A 21,938-nucleotide genomic window follows, 5' to 3' on the forward strand; every position below is an offset into this window, starting at 1 on the left:
CGCTGCGTTTATCTCGTGAGCGTGTAGGGGGCCCACTGGGAAAACTGAAATATCCTACGTTTAGCCTGGTTTTATACAGACTTTTATCCACTGAGCGTAACGAACAGTATTTCCCAGCCCCTCTGCTTAAAACGGGTACGCCATACGTAATCTCCGCTCAGGTTGATATGTTCACACCCCAACGGGGAGACATGAGAAACCCATTATTTATTAAATAAATAGCTTTCTCTTCAGTGAATCAATCGCTTTTTCTTATATACCACATTCCATAACAAGATCGCCTCAATCGGCACCATCAGCCGACTGACACAATAGCGCCGCTTCTCCAGTCCGCAATCTCTAATTTCTCTCAACCGGGGCATGAAGACCTGTCGTACAAGAGCATTTCAGTCCTCGTCGTTATTCAATCCGGCCTGTACACATCGACGCAGGAAAAGACTGAAGTCACCGGACACCCATATCACTTTCTGTAATCACCGGAGAACTTTGGGACCATTTGCTGCTGACAGAGTCTGATTTAGGTTAAGGTATGATGGACTGGATTTAACCTTTCAGATTAAAGGGACTTTCTTATGGCAAGAGACGAGAAAACAGCGCCGGGCGACACCGGCTATCACCGGTATGAAATTATCGGGGACAACACGCACCGTACCGATGTTCTGTGCAGTGAAAAAGTTATCCAGTGCAGGAGGGTGCCGGTCAGGGGGATTACGCTGACAGTGGGGGTGTTCTTTGACGGTACGGGCAACAACCGAAATAATTCAAGCGACCTGCGACTGGCCTACGCGCACTGCGCAAACCTGGTGGATGAGGCGCGGGCAAAGGCGTGTGCGAAGTATGAAGAACAGCAAAAAGCCCATGTGGACGCACTGGATAGGGTGTTCGGATGAGGACATTACATATTGCGATCGGGGTACTGCTGTTACTGACGGGGTGCCGCAACAGGCGAGCCGACGTGACCACCCCGCTAGGGGACGGCGTAGAGCAGTGGGGCAAAAAGCTGCCTTACGATCACTGGCAGTTTAATTTTTTTCACCCTAAAAATCTGCCCGCCCTGGTGACGCAGGTGTATCTGGAGGACGGGGATATCCGGGAAAGCATCTTCAGGCGGCTTGACCCGACAGAACCCAGCCAGAGCAGCGTGGACACATGGAGTCGTGTTGTTGGCAGTTTTTCTGCCAACTTTAATATCAGTAAGGCGCTGCCGGTAAGGATGTCAGTGTGCTGGGACTCGGTGATTGATAAAAAATCGTATGAGACGGAGATCTGGTTTGATCGGGGAACATGGCGGCAAATGACAACGGCTTATCCTGATAATTACAAACCGGGACAGGTTTATTACCGGGATAATATGATTATTGGTCTGGCTCCCGGAGGTACGGTGCGGATCTGGCTTGAGGACAACGGTAATCATGTTGTCCCCCAACACCCGGCCAGAGAGTTCACATTGACGGGAGATAATATTTTGATATGTAAGAACGTTCCCAGCAGGATTGATTTTAATTACACCGAGCGTAACGGCTACGACCCGTTTATCCGGGACTTTATCAAAGGGAAAACCTATCCATACGGTGATTGGTAGGGTTTAACGATCTGCAAAATTAAAAGGATCTTCTTGAGATCCTTTTTTACGACCAAATTTCTGGGGTAAGAATTTTGTTTAAAAAATCCTTTTTATAGAAGAGATTACGTTTTCCAAATGGATCTCGCGTACCGCTGGCCCGGCATCCCCGCCGGGCAGTGAATGGTCCATCCGAACAAAAACCCATTTTATTCCTCTCTGTCCTCCGGATGATTTATTTCTTCAGGGGCTTTGCCCTGCATCCTTTCTTCTTGTCTGCGCCCTGTTTTTGACATTTACCTGACACTACTCATCAGGACGTGATCAACCCAACAAAAAACGACACCAAAGTTCACATAAATTGAAATGATGTTTCAATTTCTTGAGTCGGACGGATTTTATCGCTAAACTCCTCTTTATTATTTCGGCGCCGGGCACAGCCCGACAACCCATCGTCCTACGGAAAAGCAGATTTGCTTCCGTTTATGCATAAAGGAACCATCATGATTCTGGATAATTTCTCGCTTCAGGGAAAAGTCGCGGTAGTGACCGGATGCGATACCGGTTTGGGTCAGGGTATGGCAATCGGCCTCGCTGAGGCCGGCTGTGATATTGTAGGGATCAACATTGTCGAACCCGCAGAAACCATCGAGCGCATCGGCGCGACAGGCCGCCGTTTCCTGAGCCTGACCGCTGATCTGAGCGACACGAAAGTTATTCCGGCGCTGCTGGAACGTGCTGTCGCTGAAATGGGACATCTGGATATTCTGGTCAATAACGCCGGAATCATCCGCCGTGAAGACGCCATCGAGTTCAGCGAAAAGAACTGGGATGATGTGATGAATCTGAACATCAAATCCGTCTTCTTCATGTCGCAGGCTGTGGCGAAACAATTCATCGCTCAGGGTACCGGCGGCAAAATCATTAATATCGCGTCGATGCTTTCCTATCAGGGCGGTATCCGCGTACCTTCTTATACCGCATCAAAAAGCGCCGTCATGGGAGTGACCCGCCTGCTGGCCAACGAATGGGCGAAGCACAATATCAATGTGAACGCGATTGCGCCGGGCTATATGGCGACCAACAACACCCAGCAACTTCGCGCTGATGAAGCACGCAGCGAAGAAATTTTGGGGCGTATTCCTGCCGGCCGCTGGGGTTTGCCGTCTGATCTGATGGGGCCGGTCGTATTCCTGTCTTCACCGGCTTCCGACTATATCAACGGTTACACCATTGCGGTTGACGGGGGCTGGCTGGCCCGTTAATCACGCCAGTTATTGATAAACATTCACCGACAGCAGCGGCTCAAACCGCTGCCCAAAGAGGAAATCTCATGAAAATTGCATTGATGATGGAAAACAGTCAGGCCGCTAAAAACGCGATCATCCTGAAAGAACTTAACGCCGTAGCTTCGGAAAAAGAGTATCCGGTCTTCAACGTGGGCATGTCTGATGAACAGGATCACCATCTGACTTACATCCATCTGGGCATCATGGCCAGTATCCTGCTTAATTCAAAAGCGGTGGATTTTGTGGTTGCAGGCTGCGGTACCGGCCAGGGCGCCCTGATGTCTCTGAATATTCATCCGGGCGTTAACTGCGGTTATTGTATTGATCCGGCTGATGCCTTCCTGTTTGCGCAAATCAACAACGGCAACGCATTATCGCTGCCATTTGCTAAAGGCTTCGGCTGGGGTGCAGAGCTGAACGTACGCTTCATCTTCGAAAAGGCCTTTACCGGCGTGAAAGGCGAAGGCTATCCGGCTGACCGCAAAGAACCTCAGGTACGCAACGCCGGTATTCTTAATCAGGTGAAAGCCGCAGTGGTAAAAGAAAACTATCTGGATACCCTGCGTGCCATCGATCCGGAACTGGTGAAAACCGCCGTGACAGGCGAACGTTTCCAGAAATGTTTCTTCGAAAACTGCCAGAACAAAGAGATCGAAACCTTCGTGCGTGAAATCCTCGCGTAAGATTACGTGTTTTGTGGTGTCAAAAAAACCGGTGCTCATGGCACCGGTTTTTTATGGTCTGAAAGAATTATAAAAAATCTTGTCGTTGCGGCGTAAACGTGTCGAGCAACACACCTTTCTCCAGACACACGCAGCCGTGCATGATGTACGGTTTTTTATACAGCGTATCGCCTGCACTTACTTCACGGGTTTCTTCACCGATAGTGAATTTGAAACGGCCGGATAACACATAGGTCAGTTGTTCATGCACATGGTTATGCATCGGACCGACGGCGCCTTCTTCAAAGTATACTTCAACGGCCATCATGGTGCCGTCATGCGCCAGAACACGACGGCTCACACCGTCCCCCAGATCCTGTAAAGGAATATCTTTTTTAAAGGTAAACATTGGTTAATCCTTGCGTAATGAACTGAGCAGGGCATCCGGAATTTCCGCCAGATACAGCGCCGGTAAGCCTTCATAATCGGTGGTGAAAAGCACATGACGATCGTCGGGTGAGAAAGAAGGGTGCGGATGCGTCACCTGACGGTCGCCGTCCAGCACCTGCCAGGAGCTGTTATGCGCGGCCAGCGGTGCATACCGGCGGGTCCGGGTGTCGAAAATATACAACCACGGATCGTTTTCAATCGTATGACTTGCGGTGTCTTTCACATCAACCGGCGTACCGGAGCCATCACCGACCAGCAGTGTACCGTTGTCATTACTCATCAGATGCGAGCAGGCTGGCATAGTCATCAGACAGATATCTTCGCCGGTTTGCGGGTCGAAACGGCGGATATGGCGGTCATGTTGGCCTTTCAGATAAGACACATAAATAAGTGCAGAGCCGTCCGGTACCCAGAATTCGTGCGTACAGCTTTCTCCCGGTGCATGTTCTTTTACCTTGCGGACATCACTGCCGTCTTCATTCACCAGCCACATACGTGCATCAACCAGGTCATGCGGGCCTTCGTGACAGAAAGCGACGGTGTGGTCATCAAACGGGCGATAAATCGGGTGTCCGAGCCATTCATTTTTCTCGTGGATCACGCGGGATTTTCCGTTGAGTAAATCGACACATAACAGTCTGCAGTGCGGATTACTGTGATAGAAATCCTGGAAGATTTTCCAGTCTGACAGTGGCGTCCAGTCCTCACGACTGATTTCGATACCCACCAGACGGGTGCATTCGCTGTTGGCCACCCAGGTGCCATAGCCAACCCATTCTTCCGGCACCTGATACACCGTATGTTCACTAAAATCAGCCAGTTTTACGCGCTGCAGACTGCGTTCGTTTTTGACGTAGTAAAGATACTGATCATCCGGGGAGAGGAAACCGCCAAAGGTGTTATCGCCTTTGCCTTCAGTCAGCTGAGCCGCTTTCTGCGTTTGCAAGTCCAGCAGATAATAGTTGCGGTTGCCATCAAACTCACCGGCAAACAACAGCTTATTACCCTCGTGGGTAAAGCATTTCTGATAGAAATAGTTGCGATGACACAACACATCAGGCGGTGTTAAACGCGTCACCCGGGCACCGGTCTGAGGATCCTGAACGGTGTGGAAACTAAATTGAATCTGAGAACCTTTTGCCATGATTCACCCCATAAGTAGCATGAAATTAGCCGTTGTTCCGGCGTCCCTTTCATTAATCAAAATGCAGTTTCATTAATTTGAAAACACATTACCACTTTGTGAGTCAAAACAACGGCGGGTGAAAACAAAAGTGCAATGGTGATCACAAAACGGTTGGCTTTTGCTACAGCGTAAAACCATCCTATAATGATATGGCTTGCTCAAATATTATTGATACTCTTGATGATTAAAGAGTACGAACAAAATATCTCACGCTTACACGGTGGAGTATTTTAGAAAAGGGATGTGAAAGATGAGATTACGAAAGAAACGTGTTCAACCCATGCATATCAACGACATTACGATCATTGATGACACTAAACTGAAAAAAGCTATTACCGCCGCAGCCCTGGGTAATGCGATGGAATGGTTTGATTTCGGTGTGTATGGTTTTGTGGCATTTGCATTAGGGCAGGTGTTTTTCCCGGGGGCAGACCCGGGTATCCAGATGATTGCCGCGCTGGCAACCTTCTCCGTACCGTTCCTCGTCAGGCCTCTGGGCGGACTGTTTTTCGGCGCACTTGGCGACAAATTTGGGCGCCAGAAAGTCCTTTCCGTCACCATCATCATCATGTCCGTCAGCACCTTCTGTATCGGGCTGATACCCGGTTATGACTCCATCGGTATCTGGGCACCGATTTTGCTGTTACTGGCAAAACTGGCACAGGGATTCTCGGTTGGTGGCGAGTATACCGGTGCAGCGATTTTCGTTGCAGAATATTCTCCTGACAGAAAACGCGGCTTCCTCGGCAGCTGGCTGGATTTTGGTTCCATCGCCGGTTTTATTCTCGGGGCAGGTGTGGTGGTGCTGATTTCCAGTATCGTGGGTGAAACGAACTTCCTCGAATGGGGCTGGCGTATTCCGTTTTTCATTGCCGCTCCGCTGGGCCTGATCGGGATCTATCTGCGTCATGCACTGGAAGAAACCCCGACCTTCCAGCAACACGTCGATAAAATCGACAGCGATTCGCGTAAAGATATCGCTGAACCGCCAAGAGTCTCGTTCCGTGAAATCCTGACCAAACAATGGCGTCCGCTGATTATCTGTGTGGGCATGGTGATAGCAACAAACGTCACCTACTACATGCTGCTGACATACATGCCGAGCTATTTGTCCCACAGCCTGCATTATTCTGAAGACCACGGTGTGCTGATCATCATTGCCATCATGGTCGGCATGTTGTTCGTACAGCCGTTCATGGGGATGCTGAGTGACCGCTTCGGCCGTAAACCTTTTGTGATCATCGGCAGTATCGGCCTGTTTATACTGGCTATTCCGTGCTTCATTCTGATAAACAGTGATGTGATAGGCCTGATTTTCTTAGGTCTGCTGATCCTTGCGGTGTTGCTGAACTGCTTTATCGGTGTGATGGCGTCAACGTTACCGGCAATGTTCCCGACGCATATCCGTTACAGCGCGCTGGCAATTGCTTTCAATGTTTCGGTACTGATTGCGGGGCTTACCCCGACGATCGCCGCGTGGCTGGTGGAAGCCACCAATAATCTCTATATGCCAGCCTATTACCTGATGGTTGTGGCGATGATTGGTCTGGTGACCGGCATTTTCATGAAAGAAACCGCTAACCGCCCGCTCAAGGGCGCGACACCGGCGGCTTCAGACCGTGCAGAAGCGCGTGAAATCCTCCAGGAACATCACGACAATATCGAACAGAAAATTGAAGATATTGATGCGCAGATTGTTGAGCTTGAAGCAAAAAGAAAAAATCTGATTGCCCAGCACCCGGATATCAACTGATTCCGTTCTCAGGCAGTCTCAACGCCGGTCACTTTGCTGACCGGCTTTTTTTTGCCTTTAGTCACATTTTTTGCGTTCCTGCTCCATACTTCACTTCCTGGTCATCTGAATGGAAAGTCTGTATGCAGAATCCTACGTTGTTTCAGTTCTTTCACTGGTATTACCCGGATGGTGGGAAGCTATGGCCGGAAGTGGCCGAAAAAGCCGCCTGGCTGGCTGAGATTGGCATTACCGCCGCCTGGCTTCCGCCTGCCTGTAAAGGCGAATCGGGTGGATATTCGGTTGGCTATGACACTTATGATTTGTTTGATCTGGGTGAGTTTGAGCAGAAAGGTTCCCGTGCGACCAAATATGGCGACAAAGAGGGGCTGCTCGCAGCCATCAGCGCGCTGAAACAGCATAAGCTGGGCGTCATTCTTGACGTGGTGCTCAATCATAAAATGGGAGCGGATGAGAAAGAACGCGTTCAGGTTAACCGCGTTAACATGGATAACCGTGAACAAATCAGCGATGACGTTATTGAAGCAGAGGCCTGGACGCGTTTCATTTTTGCCGCCCGTAACGGCCAGTATTCAAAGTTCATCTGGGATTTTCACTGCTTCAGCGGTGTTGACCACATTGAAAACCCGGACGAGCAAGGCATTTTCAAAATCATTAACGATTATACCGGCGGCGGCTGGAACGATCAGGTCGATGACGAATTCGGTAATTACGATTACCTGATGGGTGCCAATGTCGATTTCCGCAATAACGCAGTCAGCGAAGAGCTCAAATACTGGGGCCGCTGGATCATGGAACAAACGCACTGTACAGGGTTTCGTCTTGATGCGGTGAAACATATTCCGGCCTGGTTCTATAAAGAGTGGATTGACCATATTCAGGCACAATCGGAACAACCGATGTACCTGGTCGCAGAATACTGGTCATTCGACGTCCCGACGCTGCAAAATTACATCCGTCAGGTGGAAGGCAAAACCATGCTGTTCGATGCGCCGCTACAGCTGAATTTCCACCATGCCTCGAAACAGGGTGCGGATTACGATCTGACCACCATTTTTGATAACACACTGGTCGCTGCTGATGCTGCGCATGCGGTGACGCTGGTTGCCAACCACGACACACAGCCGTTGCAGTCTCTTGAGGCACCGGTTGAGCCGTGGTTTAAACCGCTGGCCTATGCGTTAACGTTGTTGCGCGAGCATGGCGTGCCCATCGTCTTTTATCCGGATTTATTCGGTGCAAGTTACGAAGATGAAGGAGAGGACGGAAATAATTACACCGTAAATCTGCCAGTGATCCCCCATCTGGAAGCGCTGATCAGAGCCCGTCAGGGGTACGCATGGGGTGCACAAACCGATTATTTCGATCACCCGAACTGCATTGCCTTTTCCCGCAGCGGCACCGCAGAGCAACCGGGATGCGTGGTAGTGATGTCTAACGGAGAAGCCGGCGAGAAAACGATTGAGCTGGGCGACAACTTTGCCGGTAAGCAATGGCGGGACATGCTGGAAAACCGCGGGGAAGTCATTACAACCGACGAAAAAGGCAGCGCACAATTCTTTTGCGCAGCAGGGAGCGTCAGCGTCTGGATTATGACGGAGTGAAACAGGTGCGGGCGGGATTAACCGCCCGCAACGTCAACGGAATCCGAAAGCAATCAACAATGAATACATCACCAGTAATACCACAAAGGCCACGATGCCGGCCACACCCGAAGCTTTTTTCATCAACTCCCACGGGAAAATCACCATAATAATCATCGCGTTCAATGGCACGCTGTACCATTTCCATTGTTTTGGCGCCATCATCCAGAGGACGCAAAAACTACTGGCGCTCAGTACCCCGTAATTGGTGAAAGCCATCACCATATTTCCGGTTTCAGGCTTAAACATGGTGAAGAAACCCAGCATTATTTTTACCATAATGCCGGTTGCCAGTATCGACAACACGCATTCTGTTGCGCACAACATGCGCGGGCGGTAACGTAATTTCCGCTCCAGATAACTGTAACCATGCATATATAATGCAATGAATGCTATGAGTAAAATGCGTGAGCGCCACGGTTCAGGATGTTCACGCGTCGCCAGCATGATCAGCAAAAGCCAGAAACCGGTCAGGAACACCGTTCCCCAACGCAGTGCCAGCCGGTTCTCAGCCAGGGTTTTCAGCAGTACTGAATTAATACGCGGCAACAAAGCAGGATAATACGCCCTGATTTCCCTGAGTTTATCGTGCAGGGATAGCATAAAGTCGGGTACCAGTTTCGCCCACCAGGGCACAACCGCACCTTCCTCCGTCAGCAAACGCAAACGCAGTCGATTCAGCATGGACCCCTGATATTCGCGCGCCATAACAGACGCGTAGTAGTTCGCGCCGGTATGTTCTATCTGTGCCTGAAGCGCCTGCAGCCGTTGCGGGGAAATCCCCACCGGTTGGTAATGGTCTATTTCCCACCCCATAATGGCAGAGACTTTGAGCAGTAATGCGGAATATAATCCTTCGCGTTCACTCAATTGTGCGGCCATTTCCTGGCTAAACATCTCCCGCAATTCGAGATTTTGCAGAGAATCACTCTGCAAATAATCTGCCAGCCGTTTTATCCCCACCGTTTCGTCATCCATCATAGCGTCAATAACAGAGGGGATTTCTGCAAAAATCTGACCGCGTAACAGAGAGACGTCGTCAGATTCCTGTACGGGAGCTTTCACCGTCTCATACCGGACAGACAAAGGCGAGACGGGCGCGGCAGAAAGGTTCACAGGGGGCTTAGCAGTAGTGACAACGTCACTTAAAATGTCATCATAACCCTGACGCTTTGCCGCTTCAAAGGCTTCGCGCAGTCGCTGATACCCTTGCGGATCACTGTCAGGACGGGTGTTTTTCAGCTTTCGGGCATAAGCCCGTTTAATCACGCCCAGATCCTGAGTCGGCTCAATGCCTAAAACTGACCAAATTCCCTGTCCGCTCATTCCACCGCCCACGTAATTAACCATGAATATACAAATAACATCAGTGCGCACGCCACAACCCGTCTGACCCGGCCGGGCTTTCTGGCTTGTTCCCACGGCAACGTGAGTAAAGAAACTACACTGTTACAGACCAGATTATACCAGCGCCAGGATTTCGGGCAGATGGCCCAGGTGCAGAACAGCACAGTTATCAGCAACATAAAGAACAACGCCGGCCCGCGTCCGGGGTCATCCTGAAGATAAAGGAAGGTCGCATAAAATCCACTGAAAACCAGCCCCGACAGTGCAATGACCAACACCGACATCAGGGTTTCCGCTACGGCATGCAGGCGGGGATACGGATGTAATAATATCCCCATGCCTTTATAACCGAAGATGCATCCCAGCACGGTAAGCGCACTCAGCAGTGTATCGCGCAGCCAGTGCGGAGAATGGCGGGCTCCGTAAATCGCCAGCACACACCAAAAGACGGTCAGAAAAGTGGCTTCACCGCTGAGAGCAAAACGGCAACGCTTAAGGTCATTCCTCAGCCGGGAATTGACCCGCGGCAGCAGCACCGGATGATACATGGCTATCTCGTGCAAATGTGCCCTGAGACGGCCCACAAAGCCGGGAACGCATTTCATACCGAATGTCAGGTTTTTGCCTTCGACACTGAGATAATCAAATACCTTACGGCCAAAAACCGAAGCCTGAAGTTGCGTCCGCAGGGCATCCCAGTAGTGACGCCCGGCGGTACTCTCAATTTGCTGATGCAGCGCATCCAGCTGATAAACTGAAATACCGACGGGCTGATAATGGTCAATTTCCCATTCCATCAGCGCGGCAACGTTCGCCAGCAATGAGAAGGTCAGCCCTTCATGCTCCGCCAGATCCCACGCCAGCTGCTGACTGAACATTTCACGCAACTGAAGGTTTTGCAGTAAAGTTTCTGACAGACAGACCTGCAGCTTTTCCAGGCCTGCCTGCTCATTTTCCAGCAGCAGGCTGACGATTTCTGATACCCGATGGTGAACCTGCGTCTGATTGATTAACGAATCGTCAGTAAGCGACGCAGGATGAGAAGGATAAGTGACGTTGTCACCTGTAGTCCAAAAATATTCGCCGCGCCTGGCTGATTCAAACGCCTCCCGCAGGCGCTGATACGCTTGCGGATCCTGATCAGGCCGCGTGCTTTTTAGCTGATGCGCATAGGCCCGTTTGATGGCAGCGATGTCCTGCGTAGGTTCTATCCCGAGAACTGACCAGATCCCCATCGGACTATTCCCACCCGCTGCGCAGATGCACCAGCAGTGCCTCAAATTCCTTGCGTGCTGCCGCAATCTGACGCGCATCTTGCGTGTCGAGCACATGTTCAAAGCGATACAACTGGTCGGCAATGAACTGCCGCTGGTCGCCAAGGCTTTGTTCATAATAAGCGTTGGCTTCTGCTACCAGTTGGCGGTTTACCAATTGTTCGCGCGGATGCTGCTTAATGTTTTCAAGTTTGAGCAAGCTTTCGGTAATTTGTGCCGGCGTCAGGCTGCCTGGCGCTTTCTCGATCACCAGTTTTTCCACCTGTCCGGTGCTGGTGATTTTACATTCCACTTCCAGAATACCGTCGAGTGTGTAAGTAAAACGCACATCGGCGGTCATTTCACCTGCCGGGCGCGGAGGCACGTCAACGTTCAGCGAACCGAGCAGAATATTATCGGCTACCCGCCGCGCTTCGCCCTGATAAATGGACAGATTCAGGTACTTTTGCTGATCTGAAATGGTGACAATCGTTTCCACGCGACTCACCGGCACAAAGCTGTTGCGCTCGATCAGAGGCAGAAAATGACCGTCTTCATAGCCGTCGCCTTTAGGGCGGGAGATCCCGATACCCAGCGTAAACGGCATGACATCGGTCAGCACGATGTCATCGAGCGCCTGATCCTGCAAGGCCAGTCCGGCCTGAATACCGGCACCCAGCGCCACGGCTTCGTCCGGTTGCAAATCACTGCGCGGAAAGCGGCCGAACAGACGAGCCACCGCCTGACGTACCAATGGCATTCGCGTTGCGCCGCCTACCAGCACCACATGATCCACTTCATCGGCGGAGAATTTGGCATCGCGCAGCGCCTGTATCACCGGTTTTTTCATCCGCTCCAGCGTACTCTCACAGCATTGCGCCAGAGTCTCACTGGTCAGCGTCCAGCTCAGTGAACTTTCTTTCCACTGGTACCGGAGCGTCGTACTGTCTTGTGTGGTCAGCTGGCACTTAGCTTTTTCCGCCAGCGTAATCAGCTGACCGAAAAGGGCATTATCCTCTTTGTCCAGTTGCGGATACTGCGCCAGCATCCAGCTGGCAAGGCTGCGGGTGAAGTCATCACCGCCGAGGAATACATCGCCGCTGCTGGCGCGGACTTCAATTACGCCTTCAAACATATCGATGATTGAAACGTCAAACGTGCCGCCCCCCAGATCGAACACCAGGAATTTCTGTTCCTGCTGATTCACCAGCCCGTAGGCCAGCGACGCTGCCGTCGGTTCATTGAGCAGACGTTCTACCTGCAGGCCGGCCATTTCACCGGCGGCTTTCACCGCCTTGCGCTGAATATCATTAAAATAAGCAGGGACGGTAATAATGGCGCGCTTCACCTCACAGCCACAATATTGTTCAACATCGGCTTTCAGGCTGCGCAATAAAAGAGCGGAGAGTTCCTCCGCGCGAAAGTGCTGGTGACCGAGCCGGAACTGATGATCGGTCCCCATGAAGCGTTTAAAACTGGAAAGGGTGAGGTCAGGGTGGGTAAATAAACGCGCCTGAGCAGGCGCACCGACCAGAACGTGACCGTTATCATCGAGGCCGATCACCGAGGGCGTCAGATTTTTTCCATAGACATTAGGAACCAGAACGGAATGTCCGTCTTGCCAGATGGCAACAGCGCAGTTTGACGTGCCTAAATCTATTCCTATCAACATCCGTATCACTCCAGAAGCATAAACCGAAAACAACCGAAAGAATTTATATCGGCCGAATTTACAGAAAGTTGAGGAGATTTTGTAGGTTGCGCGATATAAATCTTGTCAGAAAACTTACATTTATCGCGGATGAAGGTCGGAGGAGATAATTTATTCTATAACCACTAGACGACTGGTCTAATTCAATGTATTGTTAACTCATGAACACGACAAAAGCACCTGACGCAGGCAAAACAGATTATCCGTCAGACGGATTAATCTGATACGTAACAAATGACACCCCGCGCTGAGGTGTTTTTTTGAAAGTTATTACAAGACGACTGGTCTACTATAAAGACAGTTAAACAACGTTAACAACCGGGATAAACAACATGAAAATTCTGATGGTTCTGACTTCGCACGACACACTGGGCAACACCGGCCGTAAAACAGGTTTCTGGCTGGAAGAGCTGGCGGCACCTTATTATGCGTTTCAAGATGCAGGCGCAGAAATCGTGCTGGCTTCGCCGGCCGGGGGGCAGCCACCGCTGGATCCAAAAAGTAACGAGCCGGATTTCCGCACGGAGCAAACCCGCCGCTTCGAAGCTGATGAGCAGGCGACTGCTCAACTGGCCTCTACCGTTCGTCTGGACAGTATTTCTCAGGCTGATTTCGACGCTGTCTTTTATCCGGGCGGCCATGGCCCGTTGTGGGATCTGGCCGAAGATACCACCTCCATTGAGCTGATCCAGTCATTCCAGGCAGCGGGTAAACACGTCGCGCTGGTGTGTCATGCGCCGGGCGTGCTGCGTCATGTGAAAGATGCGCAGGGTAATCCGCTGGTACAGGGCAAAAAAGTCACCGGTTTCACCAATAGCGAAGAAGCGGCGGTTGGCCTGACCGACGTGGTGCCATTCCTGGTGGAAGATGAGCTGAAATCTTTGGGAGGTGTGTATTCGAAAGGTGCTGACTGGGGATCTTATGTGGTGCAGGACGGTCTGCTGATCACCGGCCAGAATCCGGGTTCTTCCGAAGAAGCTGCAGTACTGCTGGTTGAGCAACTGAGCAAATAAACAGATGCCATAAAAATGACCGGAAGCCCAATCTTCCGGCCATTTTTTATTGTAAGCCTCAGGCGATAGTGACTTTCTTGTCTAAGTACACATCCTGAACGGCGTTAATCAAACTCACACCGTCTTTCATCGATTTCTTAAAGGCTTTTCGTCCCAGAATCAATCCCATCCCGCCAGCACGTTTATTGATAACCGCCGTGCGCACAGATTCCTGAATATCATTTTCGCCTGCCGCACCACCGGAGTTAATCAATCCGGCGCGTCCCATATAGCAGTTCGCCAGTTGATAACGCACCAGATCAATCGGGTGAGCCGTCGTCAGTTTGGAGTAAACCCGTTCATCGGTATAGCCGAATTTAACCGCTTTGTAACCGCCGTTATTTTCCGCCATTTTCTGTTTCACGATATCTGCGCCAATGGTCGCAGCGAGATGGTTCGCCTGGCCGGTTAAGTCGGCGCTGGAGTGATAATCCATGCCGTCCTTCACAAATGCGGGATTGCGCAGATACGCCCATAAAACTGTCACCATACCCAGTTCATGCGCGCGCTCAAAGGCTGCTGAAATTTCTTCTATCTGGCGACGAGATGCTTCTGAGCCAAAATAAATGGTCGCCCCCACAGCCTGCGCACCAAGATTAAACGCCTGTTCCACACTGGCATACAGCGTCTGGTCATATTGCGTTGGATAACTCAGGGTTTCATTGTGATTGAGTTTGACCAGGAACGGGATTTTATGCGCGTAGCGGCGCGAAACGGAGGCCAGTACACCGTAAGTCGACGCCACACAGTTACATCCTGCTTCGATCGCCAACTCAACAATATTTTTAGGATCGAAATACAGCGGATTCGCAGCAAACGAGGCACCGGCGGAGTGTTCTACACCCTGATCAACCGGGAGAATCGACAGATAACCGGTACCGGCTAACCGCCCGGTGTTATACAAATTTTGCATCGCAGCCAGTACGCGCGGAGAACGGTTATTGTCGATCATCACACGGTCAACAAAATCGGCACCCGGCAGGTACAGCTGGTCTGAAGTGATGGTGGAACATTGATGCTGAAGAAGTGAATCGGCTTCTTTGCCTAACAACGCAGTGATATCAGTCATAATGGACTCCGTTTCTGCTCTGTGCGGGACACAAAGCGGTGAATGATATTTCTTTACCCCACTATGTATAGACGGATTATGACCAATTTGTGTGACTCACGCTGCGGTTATGCCTCTGTTTTAGTCCATGCGATACCCGTAAAAAAAACCGGAACAGCATTTTTGCCGTTCCGGTTATTTCTCTCAGCAGTTGGCTGCCAGGGTTCTGAGCAATCGCTCCAGACCTTTACGCTGCTGCGCCGGGATCTCCCCGCCCGCGGCATAACCGGCGTTTCGCATGATGCTTTCCTGCAGACCCACCAGCCAGTCGTAGATGTAAAATGCTGTGGTATTGGTCGGCGTGGCCGAAAGTTTTGTCAGACGCCGGGATGACTTCCAGCTGGCAACACTTTTCTTTGGCTTGGCAAAAATCTTATTGCCTTTATTGATACGGCTTTCCGGGCGTTCGGCTTCCGCTTGTTTCTCAAAGCCCAGCCAGGCCACAAAATCACCCAATACCGTCAGGGCACGTGAAACCTGACGATCTGCATGATGTTCATGTTCCCGTGCCCCCGCTGATAACGCACCGCCGAGTGAACGCACCAGCGCCTCGCCCATGTTCAGACGGAAACTGGCGGTAATCAGCTCCTCCATCAGCAACTCGACGGTCGGTTTAGCCACGCCAAGCAGGGCGATCAGCGGTTCGTTTTCCGGCAAGCTACGCAGATGGTTAATCCAGTAACGCTGTACAAGGCGCGCAAACGCCGTGCCGTCGTCCGGTTTTTCCTGCCAGATCTGCACATCCTGCGGCTCGGCAAATAAATCGATATCAATACCGATACCAAAACTTTCCGCGCCAGACTCATCCTGCTCACCCGTTTCAGTTGGCAGACCGGCATGCTCATGATAAATACGGTGCAGTTCATCGCGGCCGGGCAGCAGTTTTTCCAGCAACTCACCGTGAACGCCCGTGCGGGTTTGCAGCGCCTTAATGACGGTCTGAACTGTACGTTGTTTTTGCGCCGGATCAGCCGCATCACCCGCCTGATACCAGCGTCCAAGCAGATTATCCGCCAGTTCACGGCGCAGCTCATCACGCATTTCGTTCAGGCGGTTCAGCCGGATTTCCGGGCGAATTTCTGCCACAAGATAGTCGGCCATACGTTGCAGACCACGATCATCCATGGCCAGCAGTGCGCCCCAGGCATCACCCGGATTGCCCACATGGCGCTGAACGGCCTCGTCGAAATGCGCTGATCCGCTCACGCGGCGATCGAAGGGGGTTAATACCCACACCAGCCCCGGTTTACGTCGGCCACGCACCTGCGTGTTTTCACCGTGCATTTCCTTAACCCAATGTTCCAGTGTGCGGCCCACGGCTGCCACATCATCACGTACGTCAGCAGCCGTGCAGACCATCAGCATGTTCATTTCGTGACGATCGGTATAGCGCTCCGGCAGGTAAGAAATTTTTGCGCGGAACAGGGCGGAATTTTCATCATCACCGCTTTCATCCGTCAGAGCGCCATGACCGGGCAGATCCAGTAAATCGATCTGTTCGAACAGCACTTCGCGCGGAGGTGAAAGCAGGGGAATTTGCACTTCAGAGGCGAGCATGGTCAGTTCACCCAGTGACAACGTCACAGAAGGAGCGCTGTCATCACCGAACTGCGGGCAAACCGGGATCTGAATATCCCAACCCGGCGACTGGCTGAATATGCCTTCCGCCGGTTGCATGGCCTCATCAACCAGAATACTCAGCGGCGCCAGCAAGCTTTCCGCACCGCTCAGATGTTGCAGCGTGTGGGCGTAATGGCGGTAGGCCGCCGTCAGCGCCGGTTGATTACCCCACAACAGGGAGAACAGACGGGCACGATCGTCAATGTTCAGATAAGGCGCGAGCTTGACTGCCACCGGCCAGTAATGCGCATTCAGATGGCGGAAGCGGCGCGGATCAAGGCGAATCATAGAATCCCATAATCCCATCATCTGTTCGCAGGTAAAACCGTCTACCGGCTCCGGCTGGCGATGCATCATCAGTTTACTGAGATGTTCAGTGATTTGTTGCGTGTCCGCCACGTGATAATGGCTGTCAGGGCGGAAAGCACGGATCACGATGCGGGCAAGATCGGCTTCATTAATCAGCAGCACACGTACCGGAAATGCGCGATCCCGGACGTCGGCCTGGCGGGTAAACCGGGTGGCGAAACGTGCCACGCGGTTCCCGGGATTAATCTGCGTCAGATAATCGAGCGTGACGCCTCCGAGACGGGTTTCCAGCCGCCCGTAGTTACCGGCGGCCAGCGAACAAATCAGATACGATTTCCCGGCCTGAGAGTGCCCGTAAAAACCCAGCGCCGGCGGTAACTCACAGGCCAGCGCCAGACGTTGGGCTTTCTCGCGGCAGCGTATCAGCTGCAAATTCAGCCGGTCGGCTTCCAGATCCAGACGCGGGGCCTGGGCGCGGGTGGCATCGACCCAATCCAGTGCCTCGCCGATGGTGTCAGAGACCGCCGCAAACTGACGTTGCAACACGTTGGTGGTCAGACCGGCATATGTTTCTGTCGTGCTTGTTGTCATGAGACGAATACGCTCCCACTGTCGATCCAATAATGGCTCTCGCCCAGTGTATTTAGCCGCAGGCGCAGGTGATGGGCAGGCACTTTGGTGCCGTTATCCAGCACCGCGCTGGCAATATCAAAAAATTCCGGCGTCGGGTGGTCTTCCCCTTTTTTTACCGCCAGTTTTACCCGCAGCACACTGTCTCCGGCTACTTTCCGCGCCAGTTCAGGCTCGGCGACTGACAGGGTATACAGCGGCGAGGCGGGCCAGCGGTCATTTTCCAACTGACGGAACCCCAGACAAATGGCACCGCGAATACGGAAACTGGCCGCGCTGTCGAGCTTGTAATCGTGGGCATCCAGATCAATATCGCTGTAACAAACGTTATCTTCGGACAGCACCTGGTTGCCGTCGAGCATACCGAGATAGCGTACAGTCGAATACGGCTGGAAATCACCGGCTTTGAAATAGAAGCCAGGCAGACGCAAATCCAGCGCCAGCAGGCACAGCATGGCGCCAACGGCTGCGGTGGATTTCGGGTTGTCGATACGCCCGAGCTTGTTAAACGGATACCAGCCACTGGTGTGATAACCATCAAGCGACAGCATGCGGTTGATCGGCAACGGTTGCAGATGGCGGAACAGCGCCTGAATGCCAGGGAAGCGTGAAGGGCGGCCGGTCAGCAACAACACGTCGCAATCATGCAACGACACCACTTCGCACAACGACCGCAGATTCTGCGTAATGCTCATGCGGTTGGATAAAAACTCGCTGTGCAGTCTGCTCAGTTTCAGTACCAGTGGCACCTGTAAAATGTCGAACACCGCCGAACCGGCAGGCAGAACACGCTGGATTTCGGTATGCAGATAATCCAGCATTTTCAGCGTCGGTGCCTGCTCCAGCAGTTCACCGAAGGGCGCATCAATTTCTGCATGTGTATCCAGCGGATCAAAGCGTTCATAAACTTCCAGCACTGACCGCGCCAGCGGAATAAAGATTTGCAGCGTACTTTGCTGACGCAAGGTGGCATGGCCATCCATGCGACCCTCGCTGCCAAACAGGCGCGTCATCAGACCATCAGGATTGGCCAGACCGGCTTTTTTCAGCGCCGCATGTAAGGCAGGTAATATATAGAGCTGAATGATATCCAGCAGAATATCGTCACCTGCCACTTTAAAACCTTCGCGAAACAGCAGACGCGGAGTAATTTTGACGTTATTGCCCATCCCGTCGTCGAGCCAGTATTGCGTGATGGCCAGATCGGTCGTCCCGCCGCCGATATCAATCGAAGCAATACGCAGCGTTTTGCCCTCGGGCTCATCGTCGGCCAGTTCGCGGTCAGGGCGCGCCATGCTGGCAAAAAACTCGCCGGTATGACCACCGAAATTCACCTGTGTTTCGTTGTAGAGATACACCATTTGCCCGCAGGTCGCTTCGTCCCATTCCATCTGGACGTCCGGCACCGGCATGCTGCTTTTGGCTTTGTCAGTCTGGCTTTTAAACGCGTCGTCAGACGGGTGCCAGCCCATAGATTTCCACACCAACCCGATGGCTTCCTGCATACGGCGGCGGAAAATTTCACGCTCCGGTTTCGGCATCGCCGAGGGCAATGTCAGAATAATATTGCGCAACTGACGCGGCGCGGAAGAACGCAACATACGGGTGCGCTGAGCCGGGCTATTGATTTGCATCAGCGCCTGCGCCAGCAGTTCAGACAACATCAGCGTCATCACCGAGCTTCGGCTGTAATGCGCGGAAAATACCGGCAGGCGATCTTCTGCTGGCAAATCAGACAGCGGCTGACCGTCGTCATTGATCAGGAATGTCAGTGGCATGGCCGCCGCGACCGGCTCGGTCACCGCACCGTGGCCACCCTGACTGAAACGCCAGCCCGGCGTATAGCTGTCTTCATCCCATAAATAGCGGCGCGGACTGGAAATCCCGGTCGATCCTTCCGTGCCTTCGCGCAGCAGTGCCAGACGACTGGCTTCCCGTCCGGCGCGTAAAATTGACGGCCAGATAAAAGCATCATCGCGGCCGCTTTCGACGGAGAAGTTCGGTTTACCAAAGCGCGCATGGGCAAATTCGACCCGGCTTTCGAACAGCTCGTTATAGAGAAAATGCGGTTCTGAGAGGTCGCGCAGTTGCAGTTCGCTGGTCTGCTTCAGGCCATCGGTTTCCCCCACATGGTCTTCCACCAGAATGCCGCAGGTATGCGAATTACCGACATCCAGAATCAGATCGACGTTGATCGCCGGTTCCTGCAAGGTCGCGCCGTTGATCTTGAGCTCAGGAATGCTGAGCTGAGTGCCGAGCATTTCCAGCAGATTCAGGTAATGCGCCTGATATTCGAATTCACGCAGGGCGACTTTAATATTGCGCGCTTCCCGCTCTTCACGCACAGCCGACTGCTCGGTGAATACTTCCCGTAACCAGCCGTCCACCCAGGTCTGATCGAGGAAATCAGGCAGTTCTTCGTTATGCCACGCCAGCGCAAAACTGATGCCGTTTTTCACATCATCCGGCGTCGGTGCCAGCTGAGTTTGTTCGCTATCGCCTTCCGCCACGCGGGTATCAAAGGCAATCACCACGCGGTGTGTGCTGCCATCGGCTTCCGGTGTATCAAGCTCACGGATTTGCACCCGCGCCCAGTTATCCGGGCCAGCCATAAAAGTGCGCGGCGGATTGAAGCGCAGAAACGGCAATGGCAGCCAGATCTGGTCGAGCAATTTGAGCGACTGTTCCAGTGGAAAACTGAACTCAGGACGCACCACTTCCGGCGCGCCGCCCTCCAGCCCCGGTAAAAAGTGACGACCGTTTTGCGGATTATAATCCAGGCGCAATAACGGGCCGTTGGCGCTCTTGCGCACAAATTTAGCAGGCAGGCCGTCATCCCATACCGGCTTCAGCGCGAAGTCGAGAAACTGAATGCCGCTGTCCCGGATCAGGGTAATCTTTTGCTTAAAATCTGTAATGGTTGCCAGCATGCTGTTATTTACCTTCGCGCTTGATGGTCATTGGGTAAACCGTGTCGCCGGTATAACGGCCCTGACACACGGCAGCGCCAGTCGCGCCCTGAGTACAACTGATTTCCGGCATCTGATAACGGGAGCCGTCGCTGCATTTCGCTCTGTAGCGGCTGTTAATCACCAGATTCCCTGATTGCATCAGCCCGGCATTCACCGCCGCGCGGCAGGTCACGCCTGCACCGTAAGTAATTTTCACTGTACCCTGACCCTGTTTGAACTGATAACGCAGCACCGGCAGCTTACCGGTAACCGGATCTTTGATATCGACCACCACATTCCAGTTACCGTTGAGGAATTTGGTCGAGCCGATTTTTACCGCGTCGGGCGGCATCACCAGAGCATTTTTGCTGACCGGCACAGGCGCTGCGGGTTCAGCGGCAACCGGCGTTTTTTCCACTTCCGCAACCGGCGCAGGGGAAGGCACCACCACCGCAGCCGGAGCAACCGGAAGCGACGACGGTGCCGGCGCTTTCACTTCAGGCGCTTTCACTGACTCAGTCACCGGCGGCGGGGCGATCACCGCAGGTTCCGCAGCCGCCGGTTCCGGCACTTCGTTCTTCACGGTTTCAACTTTTGGTGCAGGCGCGCGGGAATATACCCAGCCTGCGGCAGAAGCGGCAACAACCAGCGCAGCGACCGGCAGTGCCCAGATAAGTGGCGATTTTTTACGGCGCGGCGCGGCGACCGGCTCCGGCGTTGTACTTTCCTGCTCAGCCGCACGGGCTTCAATAGTTTTGATCACACGAACGGGTTCAGGCTTTTCAACCACCGGTTCCGGCGCTTTGATTTTTTCTGCTGCCAGCGACAGCGTCGGCAGAGGTTCATCAGCTTTCAGCGTATTACGCAATGCGGCGAAAGCATCAGGGTTACTGGTGCTCTCGAGGCTAACGAAGCCCCAGAATGTCAGCACCGGCTGGCCGCCGACCAGGTACACATGGTTTTGATCCGGAAAACGAAAGGCTTTTTCCAGTAACGCGCCAAAAAACTGTGTGGCTGATTTTTCGGAAGATTTTGCTGCTTTGCTGATTTGTGACACGCTGTCGAGACAGTTTTCCAGCTGGCGCAACGCCGACGCACGCGCGGCATCGGTGGCTGCGGCCCAGGAAACAACTTTGCCTTCACGGGGGGAGTACCAGTCGAGGCGGTCACCGGCCTCGTTAAGCTGCGGGATCGCCAGACAGTCAGCAATGACAGGTTGTTTACGCAGACGTAAGGTTTCGCGTAATTGCAGAGCTGATGCGTAAACCGGTTGTCCGTTTTCGCCCAGCGCAAGGATGTCATTGAGACTGCCACTGCGTAAAAATGATTTTGCCACGCCTGAATAGCCTTTATGGGTTTTGCCCTGCATCAGCGCACGGGCAGAAAAGGTTCATGATGCTGACACCATAAGCG

At 52.7% G+C, this 21,938-nt stretch carries 16 protein-coding genes and 1 pseudogene; 7 read left to right on the plus strand and 10 right to left on the minus strand.

The genetic code is table 11. The features are described from left to right. Positions 1-70 precede the first annotated feature (70 nt). Positions 71-431 (minus strand): annotated as a pseudogene (locus ACOZIO_RS13005) (Tn3 family transposase); the annotation flags it as partial. 141 nt (positions 432-572) lie between these two features. On the opposite strand from ACOZIO_RS13005, the gene ACOZIO_RS13010 reads away from it, so the two are divergent. The 4 genes from ACOZIO_RS13010 to ACOZIO_RS13025 all read left to right on the plus strand — a co-directional run bounded on the left by ACOZIO_RS13010 (position 573) and on the right by ACOZIO_RS13025 (position 3,533). Next, positions 573-890 (plus strand): hypothetical protein, encoded by a 318-nt coding sequence (locus ACOZIO_RS13010; RefSeq protein WP_238483185.1) that lies wholly within the window; start codon positions 573-575, stop codon positions 888-890. Next, entirely contained in the window at positions 887-1,582 is a 696-nt protein-coding gene (locus tag ACOZIO_RS13015) for a DUF2931 family protein (RefSeq protein ID WP_421595365.1), read from the plus strand. Before ACOZIO_RS13010 ends, ACOZIO_RS13015 begins: the two co-directional genes overlap by 4 nt. Positions 1,583-2,064: 482 nt before the next feature. Next, positions 2,065-2,826, plus strand: coding sequence for a 2-dehydro-3-deoxy-D-gluconate 5-dehydrogenase KduD (kduD, locus tag ACOZIO_RS13020; protein ID WP_129953548.1), 762 nt, complete (start codon positions 2,065-2,067; stop codon positions 2,824-2,826). 68 nt (positions 2,827-2,894) lie between these two features. Next, the gene (locus tag ACOZIO_RS13025) at positions 2,895-3,533 is read left to right on the plus strand and encodes an RpiB/LacA/LacB family sugar-phosphate isomerase (protein WP_129953549.1); all 639 of its coding nucleotides are present in this window, start codon (positions 2,895-2,897) and stop codon (positions 3,531-3,533) included. A 67-nt stretch (positions 3,534-3,600) separates the two neighbouring features. Here ACOZIO_RS13025 and ACOZIO_RS13030 read toward each other — a convergent pair whose 3' ends face one another. After that, positions 3,601-3,921, minus strand: a complete 321-nt coding sequence (locus ACOZIO_RS13030; RefSeq protein ID WP_129953550.1) for a cupin domain-containing protein — start codon at positions 3,919-3,921, stop codon at positions 3,601-3,603. A 3-nt stretch (positions 3,922-3,924) separates the two neighbouring features. Continuing rightward, the gene (locus tag ACOZIO_RS13035) at positions 3,925-5,106 is read right to left on the minus strand and encodes an oligogalacturonate lyase family protein (protein ID WP_421595366.1); all 1,182 of its coding nucleotides are present in this window, start codon (positions 5,104-5,106) and stop codon (positions 3,925-3,927) included. 292 nt (positions 5,107-5,398) lie between these two features. Between ACOZIO_RS13035 and proP the strand changes: the two genes are divergently transcribed. Continuing rightward, positions 5,399-6,901: a glycine betaine/L-proline transporter ProP gene (gene proP / locus ACOZIO_RS13040; protein ID WP_129953552.1), complete on the plus strand. Its 1,503-nt coding sequence runs from the start codon at positions 5,399-5,401 to the stop codon at positions 6,899-6,901. 122 nt (positions 6,902-7,023) lie between these two features. Next, positions 7,024-8,505 (plus strand): alpha-amylase, encoded by a 1,482-nt coding sequence (gene amyA, locus ACOZIO_RS13045; protein WP_421595367.1) that lies wholly within the window; start codon positions 7,024-7,026, stop codon positions 8,503-8,505. A gap of 33 nt (positions 8,506-8,538) precedes the next feature. Here amyA and ACOZIO_RS13050 read toward each other — a convergent pair whose 3' ends face one another. The 3 genes from ACOZIO_RS13050 to ACOZIO_RS13060 are packed head-to-tail and all read right to left on the minus strand — an operon-like array spanning position 8,539 to position 12,816. Next, positions 8,539-9,870 carry a J domain-containing protein gene (locus ACOZIO_RS13050; RefSeq protein WP_235174565.1) on the minus strand — a complete coding sequence of 444 codons (1,332 nt, stop codon included), beginning with the start codon at positions 9,868-9,870 and terminating at the stop codon, positions 8,539-8,541. Next, entirely contained in the window at positions 9,867-11,126 is a 1,260-nt protein-coding gene (locus tag ACOZIO_RS13055) for a hypothetical protein (protein ID WP_238483183.1), read from the minus strand. Before ACOZIO_RS13055 ends, ACOZIO_RS13050 begins: the two co-directional genes overlap by 4 nt. 4 nt (positions 11,127-11,130) lie before the next feature. Further along, complete coding sequence (locus tag ACOZIO_RS13060; RefSeq protein WP_217158513.1) at positions 11,131-12,816, minus strand: Hsp70 family protein; 1,686 nt, start codon at positions 12,814-12,816, stop codon at positions 11,131-11,133. A gap of 371 nt (positions 12,817-13,187) precedes the next feature. Here ACOZIO_RS13060 and ACOZIO_RS13065 point away from each other — a divergent pair, with 371 nt between their 5' ends. Continuing rightward, positions 13,188-13,868, plus strand: coding sequence for a type 1 glutamine amidotransferase domain-containing protein (locus ACOZIO_RS13065; RefSeq protein ID WP_129953556.1), 681 nt, complete (start codon positions 13,188-13,190; stop codon positions 13,866-13,868). 58 nt (positions 13,869-13,926) lie between these two features. Here the strand turns inward: ACOZIO_RS13065 and fbaB are convergent, their stop codons facing one another. From fbaB to ACOZIO_RS13085, 4 genes are all read right to left on the minus strand, one after another. Continuing rightward, a complete protein-coding gene (gene fbaB, locus ACOZIO_RS13070) occupies positions 13,927-14,976 on the minus strand; it encodes a class I fructose-bisphosphate aldolase (protein ID WP_129991015.1) in 1,050 nt (349 codons plus the stop codon). A gap of 183 nt (positions 14,977-15,159) precedes the next feature. After that, a complete protein-coding gene (locus ACOZIO_RS13075; RefSeq protein WP_129953558.1) occupies positions 15,160-17,535 on the minus strand; it encodes a virulence factor SrfC family protein in 2,376 nt (791 codons plus the stop codon). After that, positions 17,532-20,504, minus strand: coding sequence for a virulence factor SrfB (locus tag ACOZIO_RS13080; protein ID WP_129991014.1), 2,973 nt, complete (start codon positions 20,502-20,504; stop codon positions 17,532-17,534). Before ACOZIO_RS13080 ends, ACOZIO_RS13075 begins: the two co-directional genes overlap by 4 nt. 4 nt (positions 20,505-20,508) lie before the next feature. Continuing rightward, positions 20,509-21,861, minus strand: a complete 1,353-nt coding sequence (locus tag ACOZIO_RS13085) for an SrfA family protein (protein ID WP_421595368.1) — start codon at positions 21,859-21,861, stop codon at positions 20,509-20,511. Between the last annotated feature and the right edge of the window lie 77 nt (positions 21,862-21,938).

It is taken from the genome of Rahnella sp. PD4 (assembly GCF_049199325.1).
In the GTDB taxonomy this organism is placed as follows: Bacteria; Pseudomonadota; Gammaproteobacteria; order Enterobacterales; family Enterobacteriaceae; genus Rahnella; species Rahnella perminowiae.

Excerpts from the sequence above, each read along its gene's own strand:
- kduD (WP_129953548.1), top strand. The coding sequence starts at position 2,065 with ATGATTCTGGATAATTTCTCGCTTCAGGGAAAAGTCGCGGTAGTGACC.
- ACOZIO_RS13055 (WP_238483183.1), bottom strand. The coding sequence starts at position 11,126 with ATGGGGATCTGGTCAGTTCTCGGGATAGAACCTACGCAGGACATCGCT.
- ACOZIO_RS13065 (WP_129953556.1), top strand. The coding sequence starts at position 13,188 with ATGAAAATTCTGATGGTTCTGACTTCGCACGACACACTGGGCAACACC.
- fbaB (WP_129991015.1), bottom strand. The coding sequence starts at position 14,976 with ATGACTGATATCACTGCGTTGTTAGGCAAAGAAGCCGATTCACTTCTT.
- proP (WP_129953552.1), top strand. The coding sequence starts at position 5,399 with ATGAGATTACGAAAGAAACGTGTTCAACCCATGCATATCAACGACATT.
- ACOZIO_RS13010 (WP_238483185.1), top strand. The coding sequence starts at position 573 with ATGGCAAGAGACGAGAAAACAGCGCCGGGCGACACCGGCTATCACCGG.
- ACOZIO_RS13075 (WP_129953558.1), bottom strand. The coding sequence starts at position 17,535 with ATGACAACAAGCACGACAGAAACATATGCCGGTCTGACCACCAACGTG.
- ACOZIO_RS13080 (WP_129991014.1), bottom strand. The coding sequence starts at position 20,504 with ATGCTGGCAACCATTACAGATTTTAAGCAAAAGATTACCCTGATCCGG.
- ACOZIO_RS13015 (WP_421595365.1), top strand. The coding sequence starts at position 887 with ATGAGGACATTACATATTGCGATCGGGGTACTGCTGTTACTGACGGGG.
- ACOZIO_RS13030 (WP_129953550.1), bottom strand. The coding sequence starts at position 3,921 with ATGTTTACCTTTAAAAAAGATATTCCTTTACAGGATCTGGGGGACGGT.
- amyA (WP_421595367.1), top strand. The coding sequence starts at position 7,024 with ATGCAGAATCCTACGTTGTTTCAGTTCTTTCACTGGTATTACCCGGAT.
- ACOZIO_RS13035 (WP_421595366.1), bottom strand. The coding sequence starts at position 5,106 with ATGGCAAAAGGTTCTCAGATTCAATTTAGTTTCCACACCGTTCAGGAT.
- ACOZIO_RS13050 (WP_235174565.1), bottom strand. The coding sequence starts at position 9,870 with ATGAGCGGACAGGGAATTTGGTCAGTTTTAGGCATTGAGCCGACTCAG.
- ACOZIO_RS13060 (WP_217158513.1), bottom strand. The coding sequence starts at position 12,816 with ATGTTGATAGGAATAGATTTAGGCACGTCAAACTGCGCTGTTGCCATC.
- ACOZIO_RS13025 (WP_129953549.1), top strand. The coding sequence starts at position 2,895 with ATGAAAATTGCATTGATGATGGAAAACAGTCAGGCCGCTAAAAACGCG.